This window comes from Oceanobacillus senegalensis, from assembly GCF_900176885.1.
Taxonomy (GTDB): domain Bacteria; phylum Bacillota; class Bacilli; order Bacillales; family Amphibacillaceae; genus Oceanobacillus; species Oceanobacillus senegalensis.
Genome location: NZ_LT839648.1, coordinates 3,557,298 through 3,572,234, shown reverse-complemented (window position 1 = coordinate 3,572,234; position 14,937 = coordinate 3,557,298). Strand labels below are relative to the sequence as shown.

Sequence of the window (14,937 nt, the reverse complement as noted above, 5' to 3'; positions counted from 1 at the left end):
ACTACTCCTGTTCAGGATTACGTAAATAATACCCTACCCCTCTACGGGTGACAATCCAAGTAGGATTACTTGGGTTTTCCTCAATTTTTTCGCGAAGTCTTCGCACGGTAACATCTACAGTTCTAACATCCCCAAAATAATCATAACCCCATACCGTTTCTAAAAGATGTTCTCGCGTCATGACTTGTCCAATATGGCGTGCCAAATAATATAATAATTCAAATTCCCGATGCGTTAGTTCAATTTGAGCGCCATCTCTGGAAACAACATATGCATCTGGATGAATGGTTAAATTACCAATTTCAATATCAGATGATTCCTTAGCAGGTTCCTCTGGCACCTGTTGTCTTCTTAGATTCGCCTTCACCCTAGCAATCAATTCGCGATTACTAAATGGTTTGGTAACATAATCATCTGCACCAAGTTCAAGACCCAATACCTTATCAATTTCAGAGTCCTTCGCTGTTAACATAATAATTGGCATGGTCTGTGTTTTTCGCACTTCACGTAAAACTTCATTACCATCCTTATTTGGTAGCATAATATCTAGTAAAATTAAATCAGGCTTTTCACTATCTGCTAATTTAACGGCTTCATCTCCATCATTAGCGCAAATTACCTGATATCCTTCTTTTTCTAAGTTGAATTTTAATATATCTGCAATTGGTTGTTCATCATCTACTACAAGTATTTTCTGATTCAATCTCGTCACTTCCTTTTACCATTGCTTTTGCCTTATTCTATTTTATCGTACTTTACCCGATATGTCTTGAGTTGAACCATTTTCCCATTTTGGTAATTAATTCTTTACATACTATTTTATAAGAAAAAAGACTAACCCTTCAAGAGTCAGTCTTTCTACTAATTAAAGTTATTCGTTGATTGTGTTCCTTTTACGTCCGTCACTTTGTTCATATCTATTTTTATCGCAGGTTAAGGGGCAGTAATCCCCCACCGATTGAAGATTTACTTTATTAAAGTCTTATAAATAATCCAGTGGGTTTTCTAATGATCCATTTTTATATACTTCAAAATGCAAATGAATCCCTGTTGAATTTCCTGTGGATCCCATGACACCTAGTTTATGGCCCTTTTCTACGGTTTGTCCAACATTTACATCAATAGAAGAAAGATGAGCATAAATCGTTTTCATTCCATTATTGTGATTGATAACAACTTTATTACCATATCCACCACTGTTATAGCCAGCGGATACTACTACACCATTATCTGCCGCTAAGATATTTCGATTGCTAGGACCTGCTATATCAATTCCTTTGTGCATTCTTCCCCAACGTTGGCCCATATCACTAGATACATACCCACCAACTGCTGGCCAGCTTAAGTCACCTGTCCCTCTTGATGGGATAACCTTTGTTCCTTTAACAACGATTTTTTTAACTGGTTCCGTTATTACATTCTCATCTAATTTTTCCTTTTCGGTTTGTTCCCCATTTATCCTTTCAACTACATAATGAACTTCCTTTTTGCCATCCTGTCCTTCTTGAGTTACCTTTTCTTCTCCTTTATACATGTCATCCGATTCTTCAATCTTTGTATCATATTCTATGGTTTCTTCTACTACTTTTTCTTCCGTAACGATAACATCAACAAACGGTTCATAACCCAACACGGTTATTTTCTGTTCTATTTGAATGAGAGAATCCTCTGATAAACCCGGATTTAAATCTAATAATTCTTCCATTGATAGATCATACTTATTAGCAATTTCGCTTAAAACTTCTCCCTCTTCAACTTGGTGCGTTTTTTCTACACGCGTACCTTTTTCAAGTAATTTGATGCCTTCTTTTTTTGTTAAAACTTCTTCAGGGTGTGACTTCCCCTCTAAAATTTTGACATCCTCGGTTAGAACTACATCTGTGATAACAGACTCATCCACTTCAAGTGCTCTATCCTCATTGCTTTCATCAGAGCCTTCTACTTGTTCGAGTGCTTCCTTATCGACAAATTTTGTTTTATATTCTTCCATAACCTCTTTGGCTGTTTCCCTATCTTGGAAATAACCAACTGTATTTTCACCAATTTTTAACTCAAACACTTCAGCCATAACTGTGAGTTCATCTTCTAATCTGTCTATTACCTTTTCATTATTATATGTAGGATTAAAAACCTTCTCAGGAATATATGTAATATCCTCTCCAATGGTTAAATTAGGATAATCATAGTCTTTCTCCCCTGCGGTTAACTTCTGATCTACCAAGTCCTCCACAACTTGTTCATTACTCACCTTTCCAATATGCTCCTCATCTATATAAACATGGAAAACTGTTTCGACAATATTTTCCTCGGCATAAGCTACCGAAAACGTCAGACCTAAGGCAATACATGTTGTAGCCATGATCTTTTTAAAAATCGTTGGTTTCTTACCTTGTTGTGGTATGTTTCTCTGTAAACCTTTACCACTACTTTTATTTCTCATTATAATAGTACTCCTTCATTCTATGTTCCTATAAGATCTAATCATTTACACCTATATAAATCTACCATAGCCTGCTTGAATTGGAAATAGTTTGTCGAATAATGTAAAGAAATTGTAGCATAGCCCCACATAATTACCATTTTTTCCTAGCCCTATTACAATACTATTAATATATGGAAATGAATTTTATCAGCACTGCTACCTACTATTTAGCACTTCTAATCATCAACTGTTCTCCATTTCATCCCACCCTATTTCAATAAAGTAGACACATCAGACCTCACTTACAGTAATAACAGCTTAAAAGAGTTCAAGTCTTATAGTGCATATTCTTCAATTTTTATTTAATTGGACAGGGGTATACTCCCCTTTGATAGATTTCCATACCTTAACAGTAAGTTAATATTCTTTACATTTTTTTAGAAAAGGAGAGTTGTGTTCATTATGGCCAAAGATTCCAAAGGATTCAGTGACAAACAATTAGTCAAAGAGATCCATAAAATCAAGGTGACAAAACCTGAAGATACAGGGATGGTAGTGCATAACCCGACAGACCTATCTGTTATTAGTCATGAAGAGAAGCGAGTGGTCATTGGTATCGATAAAAATCATTGTGCAGCTTATTTTGAAAAAGAAGAAAAAGCGGAGAAAGAATTTAAATCCCTTCAACTTGGGGCGAAGCAAGGAATTACTCCAACTGTATATGGAAGAAAAGGTACTTACGTAGTAATGGAACCGATTGATGCGCCAACAGTTGCTGATTATCTAAAGGAGAATACCATTACAAAGGAATTTACCAAAAAACTACTGAAGCTTCTGAATGATTTTAAAGCAGTTGGTTATACCCGTCTTGATCAAAGTCCAGAATACATTTACCTCATGCCAGATGGCAGCTTCAAGGTAGTAAATGTGCACCGTCATACGAAAATACCCGGGAAGGAATTTCCACAAAGATTAATCAAAGGAATGGGTAAACAGGCACCTACCTTTCTCAAGTACGTGGAAGAATTAGACTCTGATTTGTACAAAAAATGGACAAAGCATCCAAAGTTTCAGTCCACAGTAGATAAAGCTAAATTAAGGGGGTGATGGGATGAAAGTAGCAATGATTAGTTGGGAATACCCTCCACAGTTTTCGGGAGGTCTTGGCATCCACTGCCAAGCTTTAACAAAGGAACTAGCTGATATTGGTGTAGAAATTGAATACTATCTCCCTAAATTTAAAGAGTTCGAATTTAGTACTCCCGATGGAATGGCCATTCATCACGTACAAATGAGCCATTCTTTCTCTGATAATTCCTATTTAGGAAGCGTCATGTGGGACTCTGTGATGGAATTTCGAAACCAGCTCAATAAACAATTTGATCCAACTGAGGTCGATATGATTCATGCACATGATTGGATGGGAGTTTATGCCGCAACGGAAATTGCTCAAAAACATCATATTCCTTTCATTTGGACCGTTCATTCTACCGAATATGACCGCTCTGGGGGAATGTCAATGAATCCAGCAGTTTATACGATTGAACAAGAAGCTTTAAGTACCGTAACACATACGATTGCTGTTTCTAATCGAACAAAGGACATTTTAGTGAATCGGTATGGAGCGAATCCAGACCAGGTTACCAGTATTTATAATGGGATAGATATCTCCTCTTATAGACCGCTAGCAAACCGAAACTATCAAGAAACGGATGGCTATGTGTTATTCCTTGGTAGATTAACTGGACAGAAGGCACCAGAGGACTTTTTAGAAGCAGCGAAACTAGTTATTTCAGAACGTGAACATACACGTTTTATGATAGCAGGAGACGGAGACCTACTCCATAAGTTACGCCTGAAAGCCCGTCGCTGGAAGATTGCTGATAAGGTAGAATTTCCTGGCACCGTTTTTGGAGACAAACTATTGGATTGCTACAAAAATGCTACACTATTTGTTCTTCCATCTAGATCCGAGCCATTTGGAATAACCGTACTGGAAGCAATGGCTTCAGGAGTCCCTACCATCATTAGTAGTACAACTGGTGCATTAGAAATGGTGCACAATGTTCTTGTTGTTGAGCCTAATCAACCTGAAGAGCTAGCTAAAGCAATCCTCAAATTGCTTGGGGATACGAATTTAAGACAAGACTTAGGGAAAAAAGGAGCACAAGAAGCACTGAACTGGTCTTGGAAACATGTAGCTGCGAAAACCCAACTATTATATAAGGAACTTTTAAAATAGAGTGGGCATTCAATCATCAGGGGGTTTTCTTTCATCCCCCACCTAAAATGGTTCGTGTTACCTCCATTGTGAGATGGGAGTGTTACTGCCCCTTAACCTACGATAAATTTCTAAACAAGAAAGGAGTTGATGGATGAATGGAAAACAAAGAGCGACTTCCTTCGAATAAAGTGATTCGTTCAGCATATGAGAATCATTATAAAAACGGAAGACAGGTTATAAAAGTGGATCTGGTTTCCTCCACCCCTAAAATACGAAAAATGATTGCAGAATATCTAGTAACATACCGTACGCCAACTGGAGAAGTAAAAAAAGAATCATTAATTGGAAAGGTCTATTCTAATGTCCAAAAAGGAATAGATAGCTATCAATTTTTAAAGTATTTATGGGAAAATGGATTTCGTTCCAACCCGCAATTTACCGTTGTACGTCCGATTGCTTATTTAAAAAAGTGGGGATTGATGATTATGTCCAAGTCCCCAGGTAAAACAGTGGATGATTGGATGTATGATCCAAAAGTCGATAATAAACAATTGGCTTCTCTTATTGCTTACTGGATGTCGCAGATGCATGCCATTCCTCTTACAGAAATTCGGAAAAAGAGTCAAACAAGGGCAAATTCTGATATAAGGCGTTTTTATGAAGACCTTGAAAAATGCATACCAAAAGAACAATCAAGGCTTAGAGAGCTGTACCATCATTTTATGAAAGAATCTGGAAGACTAAATACAGATAAAGAAGTATTACTGCATGGGGATTTTCATACTAAAAATGTTTTTATGCACAAGGATCAAGTGATTGCGATTGACTTTGACCACCATTTTGATGGAGACCCGGCTTGGGATGTAGCATATTTTGCCTGTCAAATACAGGTAAGTAGCTTTATTAAAAAAGGCGATTTTGATTTTTTTCAACCAATGGTCAAGCATTTTATCACAAAGTATCTTGAACTAAATCCTTCCTATAATCGACAGGCATTTTTAAATCGTCTTGCATTATACAGTGCTCGTTCTTTGTTTGAAAGTCTACACTATGAATTATGCGTTTTAAATACTGGTAAATTTCATATTGTAGATGCTTTCCTCAGCAAGTGTGAACAATATTTACAAAGGAGTGGTTATCAATGAGCCTCTCCCACGTTCCTATAGCTATCGTTCATCATGCTAATCAATATCTAATCACCAATGGGTATAAGAATCGTCCAGGAATCGAAGAAATCATTGGTCCCCCAGATGCTTCCTCAGGTTTGCGTGCCATATTTGACCTACACTCTGAATATGATATTCCATTTCACCTTCATATCAGTGGTACATTCATCGAGGCATGTGCCTGGTTTGATCCACTTTTTCTGAATGAAATAGTTGAGCTAAGAGAAGCTGGATTAATCGAAATCATTGGTTCCACTTATGCCCAAAATATTATGCCTCTATTCGACGACGAACACAATCGCTTGCAAATGGAGGAAGAATTGTACCTTTTCGATAAATGGCTTGGGTCGAATCTATCGGATGTTTCCGGTTTTTGGGTCCCTGAAAGAGTCTGGAACACCGAAAAACTAGCCCATGTTATAACAGATCCCACCCTTTCCAATGGAGGTTTTCAATATGTATTATTGGATGATCGATTGTTTTTACCGAAAAGGTCACGTAATAAATTTGACCAAAATCCATCCTTTATTCCAGAACTTTTCGAGGCTCAATATATAAAGGACAGTGACCATTTAATAGCGCTGCCTCTTTCAGATCAATTACGTCAAGTAATCCCATTGGAAACCAAAGAGCAAGAGCAACGATTGAATACGCTCATTTCTCAAATACAGCACGAGATAGAAAGTGGTCGAGACGCCATTGCAATCTATGGTGACGACATGGAAAAGGTTGCCGGAATTCCACCATGGAACCCAGAGGCCATCAACCATTATAAACAGTTTCTTAAATGGCTAACAAAGAAAAAAAAGGTAAAAGCCGTTTTCCTTCAATCTTGGTTGGAAAATATCAGCATTACCTCCCAACAATCGATTGGAACAGGTACCTACCGAGAACTAGAAACCTTGTTTGACGCCGGTAAAGATTATATGAACTGGGCTAACTCAAAAGGATGGGCACCTTATCAACGCATTTTGGAAAAGACATGGGATATGTATAAACAAACCGCTTCTAAAATCACCTATCCATCTTCCTTATTAGATTTAGCTAAAAAACACTTTCTTGCTTGCACGTACGAAACAGCTTGGCACGACGCCCCTAACAGTGTTCATACTGGTAAAAGCAACAATCCTGTCGCTATACCAGCACATTGGGCACGTGCGGTTGCCAGCCACGCACAATCAACTTCCGTTTTGATAGAATCCGTAAAGTGGCAAATAGACCGAAAGAAAACTCGTTTTGTCCATGCCTTTATCGATGATATAGATAATGATGGTTATCAAGAAATCGTACTACGAAATAATCATGGCGCAACGGTCATATCTCCACAATTCGGTGGGCGTATTATCTACCAATTTTTCTATAGTGAAGACGATGGGCATCTTACCATTGGGAATCCTACCGATGACTGGAATTGGCTGGAGGAACTAAATGATTTTATGGATGTTCCTATGAACCACCCCGGTGCATTAGCAGATTACGGCTTTGAACATGACAAGTATGACATTCAATCTCTCAATATAAAGGAAAATGAAGTCGAACTCATACTGAAAAACATTCAAACCAACAGTGCAGCCATGGGGATGACCAAGCGCTATTTACTGAAGAAAGGGAATAATGAAGTCTTAATAAGCTATGAGCATATCCCCTCCAAAATCTTACCCCTATCTCTTGATATTGGTCTATCCCCAGATTATTTGCGATTATTACGCGAAGGTCGCTCATCGATTCAACCATTTCAAATAGATAGTAAAAGAGGCTTTCAAAATGGAAACGTGGTTTCATGGGTATCGATAGAGTCAGAGGACACTGTATGGAGAATACCACGTGTTCCCATTTTCGGACATGGTTTCTGTCTAGGACTAACCATTTCATCAAGTTCAGGTTCCATCCTTATTGGGTCGGGACCTATTTCATCACCATACGAAGGAGGTTCATCTTAAAATGAGTGAGAATTTACAACCAGTAAAACTTTTAGATACCGTCTTTAAAGGATACTCCAAACCTCAGCACATTCTTTTTAATGACGGAAATTCTTATGTTGTAAAGTTTAAAAATAATCCGTCTGGAACGAGAATTCTCGTAAATGAGTACATTGCCACCAAATTAGGTGAGATTCTTTCGCTCCCCGTGATTCCCTTTGAAGTAATCGAAATAACAGATGACTTTATAAAACAACATGATGTTTTTGCCAAGCACGGCTTTACATCTGGTAACCAATTCGCTAGTTTATATATTCCAAATTGCATCCAGCTAGAAAGAAGATCTGACAATGCACACATTAAAGTGAGTAATCGCGACCAACTTGCCAAAATGGTTGTATTTGATCTTTGGGTGGGTAATACCGATCGAAAAGAAAACAATGTCTTGCTTGAACCCGTTGGCGATGGAAAGCATTTCCTTCATATGATTGACCACGGACGTTGTTTCTCCAAAGCCAAATGGGATATAAAGGCCTTGAAAGAAATGCCGAATATGGATGTCAACCTCAATGTTCACAAATGGTCTTTAAATTGGCCGGAAAGTGAAAATAAAATTCAGGAAGCCATTACAAATATTATGGCATTACCAGAAGAAACCATTCAGAATGTCATCCAATCGATACCATACGACTGGGATGTAACGGAAGAAGAAAGAGAAGCACTTGTCACCCACCTACTTGAGTCGAGAGAAAGATTACCAAATATCAATTTACAGGCGGACTCCAAGAAGAAGAAAAAGAAGAAAAAAAAGAAGAAGAAGAAAAAATAATAACCATGTAAAAAGGTTCTGCTCCTCGGCAGAACCTTTTCTACTGTATAAAATGGAATTACTACTTCCCTTTATTTTTTATTTTAAACATTAGTCCATCATAATCAGGGTGATTTTTCCATGTATCATACCATTTGGGACTAACTTCTTTTACCAGATGTATGAAGTCTTCTGCTTTATCCCCCAAATCTCCCAATAACTTCTTAGCTAACATAACAGGCTCTGATTTGATCATGTGAACAACATCAATGATTTTCAATTTCCCATTAGGGACAACATAGATATGCCTTGCTGAATGATCAAAACGGTTGAACCCAATTTGTTCAAATGAATCCAGTAAATCAACAATTTTACCTGTTAACTCTTTGTCCAATGGATTATTATCCAAATACTCAAACAGGGACGGATGCTTGATAAATTCCATCACAATAAACTTATCTCCTGTAATATATACCTTTGGGGTGATACCGATTTGATTACCTCGTTGTAGCGCATCCAATTCTCTATCTCGGTCTATTTTGGTATTATAGATTTTTACACAACGATGATCATCTATTTGAAATACGGCCCCTTGATGTCCCTTCCCTATCATTTTAAATTGTGTAGGATTACTTACTTCCACAGCACCTGAGGCTTTGGATACACTTATTTTATCTAGCTTTTCCATAACTCCCTTATCCAAATTCACTATCTACAACCCCTTTCAGAACTATCAGATTACATACTATATTCTTATGTCTGAAAGAAGAAATTCGTATAGACAAGTCTCTTTAACAATAATATTATGGGTTAAGAGTAATGAACATTTTTTCTTTTCTACGACCATGACTATTTCCTATTATTTCTCATACCTTTTGAATATATAATTATACTAAAATAAAACAGCTGATTTCCTTAGTAGAAAATCAACTGTTTATCCATTCCTATATTTAGGCTTCCACATCATAGCCTTGCTCTTCAATAGCTTCTTTCATGACTTCAACATTTACTTTAGAATGATCATAAGCAATAACCACTTTACCAGCTTCTAAATTCACTTCCGCTGATGACACACCATCTAATTTATTCAAAGCACCTTCTACTGCCATTTTGCAATGACCACATGACATGCCTTGTACATTTAGGGATTTTTCCATGGCCTTTCACCTCCTTTAAATGATTGTTCGAAATGTCCGGTAAAAATTCATTACAATTTCACTCTCTTTAGACGAAGTGCATTTGTAACAACACTTACGGAACTTAATGCCATTGCTGCACCAGCAATCCATGGTGCTAATAAACCTAATGCAGCAACAGGGATTCCTGCTGTGTTGTACCCAAAAGCCCAAAATAGATTTTGCCGGATATTTCGAATCGTTGCATGACTAATTTTAATTGCTTTTGGAATAAGTAAAAGCTCCCCACCAAGAATCGTAACATCTGCAGCCTCTATGGCTACTTCTGTCCCTGTTCCAATCGCAATGCCAATGTCAGCTGCTACCAATGCAGGTGCATCATTCACTCCATCACCAACCATGGCTACCTTCTTACCCTTAACCTGAATTTCCTTTATCTTTTCTGCCTTGTCTTCAGGTAATACTTGAGCAATTACTCGGTCGATTCCAACCTGGCTTGCAATAGACTTTGCCGTTCTTTCGTTATCCCCTGTAAGCATAATAACTTCCATTCCAAGTTCTTTTAATTCCCTAATAGCTTCTGGTGCTGTTTCTTTTATAGTATCTGCAACTGCAACCATTCCACGATACTTGCCATTTATAGCAATCATCATGGCTGTCTTCCCAGCTGTTTCATATTCAGCTAATTCCTCTTCATACCCCTCCATATCTATGTGATGGTCTTTCATCAACTTCCTGTTTCCTACAAGAATGTGTTTCCCTGAAATAGTAGCTTCTATACCGTGACCAGGTATGGTTGAGAAATGGTCTACTTCTACAAAGTTCATGTCATTCTCTGTTGCATACGCTACGATTGCTTCAGCAAGTGGATGCTCTGATCCTTTTTCAGCGCTTGCTAATAATTGGAGTGCTTCTTCATCACCAGAAAAATCAGTTACTTCCGGTTTTCCTTTTGTGATAGTTCCTGTTTTATCAAGTACAATGGTCTGCAATTCATGGGTCCCCTCTAAATGTTCTCCACCTTTAAATAAGATTCCACTTTCTGCTGCTCTACCTGTTCCGACCATAATCGAAGTCGGAGTAGCAAGTCCCAAAGCACATGGACAGGCAATAACAAGCACAGCAATAGCTGCAACTAATGCGGGTTCCAATTGCCCAGGCTGTACAAAAGCAATCCAGATAATAAAGGTAACAATGGCTATACCAATTACAATAGGAACGAAATATCCAGAAATAACATCAGCTAATCGTTGTATTGGAGCCTTTGAACCTTGAGCTTCTTCCACAACTTTTATAATGGATGCAAGTGCTGTATCTTTCCCAACTTTTGTTGCTTCCATTTCAATCGAACCATTTTTATTCATAGTCGACCCAATTACCTTTGTACCTACATCTTTTTCAATTGGAATCGATTCACCTGTTAGCATGGATTCATCGACAGAAGTTCTGCCTTTCACCACCATACCGTCTACGGGTATTTTTTCTCCCGGTTTGACGATTAAACGATCTCCAACTGCTACTTCTTCAACTGGAATCATCATTTCTTTACCAGCTCTAATAACACGAGCCTCTTTTGCTTGTAAGTTAAGTAATTCAGATAAAGCATTAGTCGTTTGCGTTTTTGCTCGTGCTTCTAAATATTTACCAAATAAAATTAACGTTATTAAAACCGCACTAGTTTCAAAATATAAATGGGCCACATACTCAGGATTTCCAATTGTTTTTATTGCTTCATAAAGACTATAAAAGTAAGCTGCACTTGTACCTAATGCGACAAGCACATCCATGTTTGCTCCACCATTTTTCAAGTTCTTATATGCACCAACATAAAATTGCCATCCAATGATAAATTGAACAGGTGTTGCTAAAATAAATTGGAACCATGGATTCATGAATATATCTGGAATATTCATGCCAAATAAATGAACAAGCATCGTTATTAATAATGGTGCAGATAAAATGGCTGATAGGAGTAATTTTGTCTTCATACTTTTCAATTCTTTTTCTTTATTTGTTTGCTTTTCTTCCACTTCTGCCTTTGGTTTAGCATCATAGCCGATATTTTTAATCCTATCTATCAAAGTTTTTATATCAACTAAACCAGGGTTGTATTCAATTTGAGCACTCTCTGTCGTTAAGTTTACTGTTGCAAGCTTTACCCCACTTTGCTTGTTCAAAACCTTTTCAATACGATTAGAGCATGCTGCACAAGTCATTCCAAAGACATCAAGGTCAGCCTTTTCGAATAAAACGCCATAGCCAATGTCCTCTATTTTTTTCGTAATATCCTCTATGGAAGTTTTTTCAGGGTCATAATTCACAGTTGCCTTTTCTGTTGTGAGATTAACTTGAGCATCGACACCATCCATTTTATTTAAAACCTTCTCAACACGGTTCGAACAAGCTGCACAAGTCATTCCTGTGACACCAAGTGTTGCATGATTTGTACCATTCATGAGTATCCCCCCTTACTTGGAAAATTGTTTCATGACATTCAGTAGTTCCTCAATCGTTTCTTTTCCCTCACCATGTTTGATTGCATCACTGACACAATGGTTAATATGTCTTTCTGTGATTGAAAAACCTACATTTTTTAGTGCAGATTGAATGGCACTGATTTGTACTAAAATATCCATACAATATCGATCATCTTCTACCATTTTCTGTACTCCACGTACTTGACCTTCTATTCGCTTTAAACGATTCGTTATTTTTTGTATTTCATTTTTCGTCCTTGGCTTACTTGGGTGATCATGTAAAAATTTCTCATCCAAATAAATCACTTCCTTTTTATTTGTACTTTTACTATACCCCCCTATAGTATTCAAGTCAAATAATTAAGATCATTCATAAAGGGAATGGTAAGATATGGTTATAATACCTATTTGAAGGAGGAGGATGCACATGACACGTAAAAGATGGATTGCCCTAACCATAGCAATCATTCTTTTTGTATTTTCTATTGGATTCCAAGCAGTTACTCGCATAATGACCGCTGACTTGGAGAAGTTAATGAATTTTGATGTAGGTAAATTTGAAGAAGATATCCTAGAGGAAGGATCATCGTTAAATAAAATTGCAGTGATTCGCTTAAATGGGATTATCCAAGATACATCTACCAATGCGTTTAATACCACAACATATAATCATAATCAATTCTTACAAATGATTGAAGAAGCTGGAGAAGATTCCACTATCAAGGGAATCATACTAAGGGTAAATACACCAGGAGGAGGTGTCGTTGAAAGTGCAGAAATCCACGATAAAATAAAAGAAGTCCAAGAAAGGCATGGGAAGCCTGTATACGTTTCAATGGGAAACACAGCTGCTTCCGGCGGTTATTATATTTCTGCACCTGCAGATAAAATAATTGCCCATCCAGCAACATTAACTGGCTCTATTGGTGTCATTATGGAAAGTATCAATTTTACTGAACTAGCAAATCAGCTTGGTATTGATTTTAATACCATTAAAAGTGGTGAATTTAAAGATATTATGTCTGCGTCACGGGAAATGACTGAAGAAGAGCGGCAAATTCTCCAAACAATGATAGATGACCTTTATGATGACTTCGTGCAAGTGATTGTGGAAGGTAGAGAACTTTCAGATGAAAGGGTCAGAGAACTTGGCGATGGGCGGGTTTATACAGGATCACAAGCCTTTGAATTAGGCCTTGTTGATAGTCTAGGTACACTTGATGATGCGATAGCCAGCATGAAGGAAGAGCATCAATTAGAGAATGCAAAAGTTGTGGAATACAAAAGTGGCCTAGGGATTTATCAATATATCGGCATGACCTTAAAGTCGAGCTTGGGCTCACAAGGAAAAATGGATAGCTTGGTTGAATTACTCCGACAATCCAATGCACCACAAGCCATGTATCTTTATTCGGAGTAAGGGGGGTATATGATGAGTGAAGAAACAATTCCAGTTACAAATGAGGAAATAGAAACAATAAAATATGCCGGCTTTTGGATGCGTTTTTGGGCATATTTAGCAGATCTACTGATTGTTTTTAGCTTGAATGGCATCTTACTTAGTCCATTGCATTTTATAAATGATGGGAAGAGTGTTGATATAGGATTTTGGACTCTAGCTGGTATAGCAAGCAGTTTGGTTTTTTACATTTATTTTTTACTAATGACCAAATATTTTAATCAAACACTTGGAAAGATGATATTTGGTCTAAAAGTAATTAGAGAAGATAGACAGTCACTAAGCTGGAGTGACCTACTATTTCGGGAGGTTGTTGGACGGTTTTTCCACCGTGTTTTTTGGTTTACGGCTTTCCTCTATATCGTCGTTGCCGTAAAAGAGGAGAAGCAAGGAATTCACGATATGCTTGCGGATACGAGGGTTATCCATGTGTGAAAGGATTTAAGTGACAAATAAAACGATGAAAATGAATATTTATTAAGAGAAGATAAATAAGCTATGCAATAGGAAATCAGGAGAAAAAGCATGTCTAGCAACTCAGAACGATAGGCATGCTTTTAATATACCCATTTTATCAGCAGTGAATAAGAAACCGTAACAAGTTAAAAATAAATAAAAACCTTTAGTTTTTATGGGGGGGAAAAAAATGCCTTCTAACCCAGGTATAACGATCTCTATGTTCAATCATTTAAAAGGAAACTTAGAACGGTTATCCCAGGAAATACAACAAATGCTTATAACCATAGATCAAAGGGAATCTTCGGTATTGAATGAGTTTGAGGAACTCCACCATTTATTTCACGATGTACAAGTAAATGCAGCTTCTTATTACCTGCGTAGATATCTTGCCCCTTTTACGAAACAATTTGATGTTCTAGCTACTGCTATTCAGCATCTTTCTCAAAGAAACCATGGGGCATTAATTGTTATTCAACGAAACGATGACCTAACCCGGTTCATCCATTCTGGTGTCCCTATCCATGCTGAATTATCTGCTCCATTACTTGAATCCATTTTTTACTCTGGTAATCCATTACATGATGGAGCCGTATTAGTCTGTAATAATAAAATTGTCTCTGCTGCAAATATTTTACCTGTATCCAATAAAAAGGTTAATCTTAAGAAAATCGGCACAAGACACCGTGCAGCACTTGGAATAAGCGAATTAACCGATGCGTTAGTACTTGTTGTATCGGAGGAAAGTGGTAGAGCAACCTTTGCATTAGGAGGGAATCTATACCCGATTATGACAAAGGGATTAAGATAATATTTAAAAATGGCCGTTTTCTTAAAGATTGTAGTTTTATGCACATTAAAGATATAGTG

14 protein-coding genes are annotated in these 14,937 nt (G+C 37.3%); 8 read left to right on the top strand and 6 right to left on the bottom strand.

What is annotated here, in order from left to right:
- Position 1: 1 nt before the first annotated feature.
- Together yycF and CAO17_RS17310 are read right to left on the bottom strand one after the other, a co-directional pair.
- A complete protein-coding gene (yycF, locus tag CAO17_RS17315) occupies positions 2-703 on the bottom strand; it encodes a response regulator YycF (protein ID WP_085993821.1) in 702 nt (233 codons plus the stop codon).
- Between the two features lie 279 nt (positions 704-982).
- On the bottom strand, positions 983-2,440 hold the full coding sequence (locus CAO17_RS17310) for a M23 family metallopeptidase (protein ID WP_085993820.1): 1,458 nt from the start codon (positions 2,438-2,440) through the stop codon (positions 983-985).
- A gap of 444 nt (positions 2,441-2,884) precedes the next feature.
- On the opposite strand from CAO17_RS17310, the gene CAO17_RS17305 reads away from it, so the two are divergent.
- The 5 genes from CAO17_RS17305 (at position 2,885) to CAO17_RS17285 (ending at position 8,560) form a co-directional block, all read left to right on the top strand.
- A complete protein-coding gene (locus tag CAO17_RS17305; protein WP_085993819.1) occupies positions 2,885-3,529 on the top strand; it encodes a hypothetical protein in 645 nt (214 codons plus the stop codon).
- Positions 3,530-3,533: 4 nt separating this feature from the next.
- Positions 3,534-4,664 carry a glycosyltransferase family 4 protein gene (locus CAO17_RS17300; RefSeq protein ID WP_085993818.1) on the top strand — a complete coding sequence of 377 codons (1,131 nt, stop codon included), beginning with the start codon at positions 3,534-3,536 and terminating at the stop codon, positions 4,662-4,664.
- Between the two features lie 137 nt (positions 4,665-4,801).
- The gene (locus CAO17_RS17295) at positions 4,802-5,791 is read left to right on the top strand and encodes an aminoglycoside phosphotransferase family protein (RefSeq protein WP_085993817.1); all 990 of its coding nucleotides are present in this window, start codon (positions 4,802-4,804) and stop codon (positions 5,789-5,791) included.
- Positions 5,788-7,752, top strand: coding sequence for a polysaccharide deacetylase family protein (locus tag CAO17_RS17290; protein ID WP_085993816.1), 1,965 nt, complete (start codon positions 5,788-5,790; stop codon positions 7,750-7,752). Before CAO17_RS17295 ends, CAO17_RS17290 begins: the two co-directional genes overlap by 4 nt.
- A 1-nt stretch (position 7,753) precedes the next feature.
- The gene (locus tag CAO17_RS17285) at positions 7,754-8,560 is read left to right on the top strand and encodes a HipA family kinase (RefSeq protein WP_085993815.1); all 807 of its coding nucleotides are present in this window, start codon (positions 7,754-7,756) and stop codon (positions 8,558-8,560) included.
- Between the two features lie 61 nt (positions 8,561-8,621).
- On the opposite strand, the gene CAO17_RS17280 is transcribed toward CAO17_RS17285, so the two are convergent.
- The 4 genes from CAO17_RS17280 to CAO17_RS17265 all read right to left on the bottom strand — a co-directional run bounded on the left by CAO17_RS17280 (position 8,622) and on the right by CAO17_RS17265 (position 12,449).
- A complete protein-coding gene (locus CAO17_RS17280; RefSeq protein WP_085993814.1) occupies positions 8,622-9,248 on the bottom strand; it encodes a hypothetical protein in 627 nt (208 codons plus the stop codon).
- Between the two features lie 241 nt (positions 9,249-9,489).
- Positions 9,490-9,696 carry a copper chaperone CopZ gene (gene copZ, locus CAO17_RS17275; RefSeq protein WP_085993813.1) on the bottom strand — a complete coding sequence of 69 codons (207 nt, stop codon included), beginning with the start codon at positions 9,694-9,696 and terminating at the stop codon, positions 9,490-9,492.
- Between the two features lie 50 nt (positions 9,697-9,746).
- Positions 9,747-12,131: a heavy metal translocating P-type ATPase gene (locus CAO17_RS17270; protein WP_085993812.1), complete on the bottom strand. Its 2,385-nt coding sequence runs from the start codon at positions 12,129-12,131 to the stop codon at positions 9,747-9,749.
- Positions 12,132-12,143: 12 nt separating this feature from the next.
- The gene (locus tag CAO17_RS17265) at positions 12,144-12,449 is read right to left on the bottom strand and encodes a metal-sensing transcriptional repressor (protein WP_085993811.1); all 306 of its coding nucleotides are present in this window, start codon (positions 12,447-12,449) and stop codon (positions 12,144-12,146) included.
- A gap of 130 nt (positions 12,450-12,579) precedes the next feature.
- Here CAO17_RS17265 and sppA point away from each other — a divergent pair, with 130 nt between their 5' ends.
- The 3 genes from sppA to cdaS all read left to right on the top strand — a co-directional run bounded on the left by sppA (position 12,580) and on the right by cdaS (position 14,878).
- Positions 12,580-13,572, top strand: coding sequence for a signal peptide peptidase SppA (sppA, locus tag CAO17_RS17260; RefSeq protein ID WP_085993810.1), 993 nt, complete (start codon positions 12,580-12,582; stop codon positions 13,570-13,572).
- 12 nt (positions 13,573-13,584) lie between these two features.
- The gene (locus CAO17_RS17255; protein WP_085993809.1) at positions 13,585-14,046 is read left to right on the top strand and encodes an RDD family protein; all 462 of its coding nucleotides are present in this window, start codon (positions 13,585-13,587) and stop codon (positions 14,044-14,046) included.
- A 211-nt stretch (positions 14,047-14,257) separates the two neighbouring features.
- Complete coding sequence (gene cdaS / locus CAO17_RS17250; RefSeq protein WP_085993808.1) at positions 14,258-14,878, top strand: sporulation-specific diadenylate cyclase CdaS; 621 nt, start codon at positions 14,258-14,260, stop codon at positions 14,876-14,878.
- Positions 14,879-14,937: the final 59 nt, after the last annotated feature.

Excerpts from the sequence above, each read along its gene's own strand:
- CAO17_RS17310 (WP_085993820.1), bottom strand. The coding sequence starts at position 2,440 with ATGAGAAATAAAAGTAGTGGTAAAGGTTTACAGAGAAACATACCACAA.
- CAO17_RS17305 (WP_085993819.1), top strand. The coding sequence starts at position 2,885 with ATGGCCAAAGATTCCAAAGGATTCAGTGACAAACAATTAGTCAAAGAG.
- CAO17_RS17300 (WP_085993818.1), top strand. The coding sequence starts at position 3,534 with ATGAAAGTAGCAATGATTAGTTGGGAATACCCTCCACAGTTTTCGGGA.
- CAO17_RS17295 (WP_085993817.1), top strand. The coding sequence starts at position 4,802 with ATGGAAAACAAAGAGCGACTTCCTTCGAATAAAGTGATTCGTTCAGCA.
- CAO17_RS17290 (WP_085993816.1), top strand. The coding sequence starts at position 5,788 with ATGAGCCTCTCCCACGTTCCTATAGCTATCGTTCATCATGCTAATCAA.
- CAO17_RS17285 (WP_085993815.1), top strand. The coding sequence starts at position 7,754 with ATGAGTGAGAATTTACAACCAGTAAAACTTTTAGATACCGTCTTTAAA.
- copZ (WP_085993813.1), bottom strand. The coding sequence starts at position 9,696 with ATGGAAAAATCCCTAAATGTACAAGGCATGTCATGTGGTCATTGCAAA.
- CAO17_RS17270 (WP_085993812.1), bottom strand. The coding sequence starts at position 12,131 with ATGAATGGTACAAATCATGCAACACTTGGTGTCACAGGAATGACTTGT.
- sppA (WP_085993810.1), top strand. The coding sequence starts at position 12,580 with ATGACACGTAAAAGATGGATTGCCCTAACCATAGCAATCATTCTTTTT.
- CAO17_RS17255 (WP_085993809.1), top strand. The coding sequence starts at position 13,585 with ATGAGTGAAGAAACAATTCCAGTTACAAATGAGGAAATAGAAACAATA.
- cdaS (WP_085993808.1), top strand. The coding sequence starts at position 14,258 with ATGCCTTCTAACCCAGGTATAACGATCTCTATGTTCAATCATTTAAAA.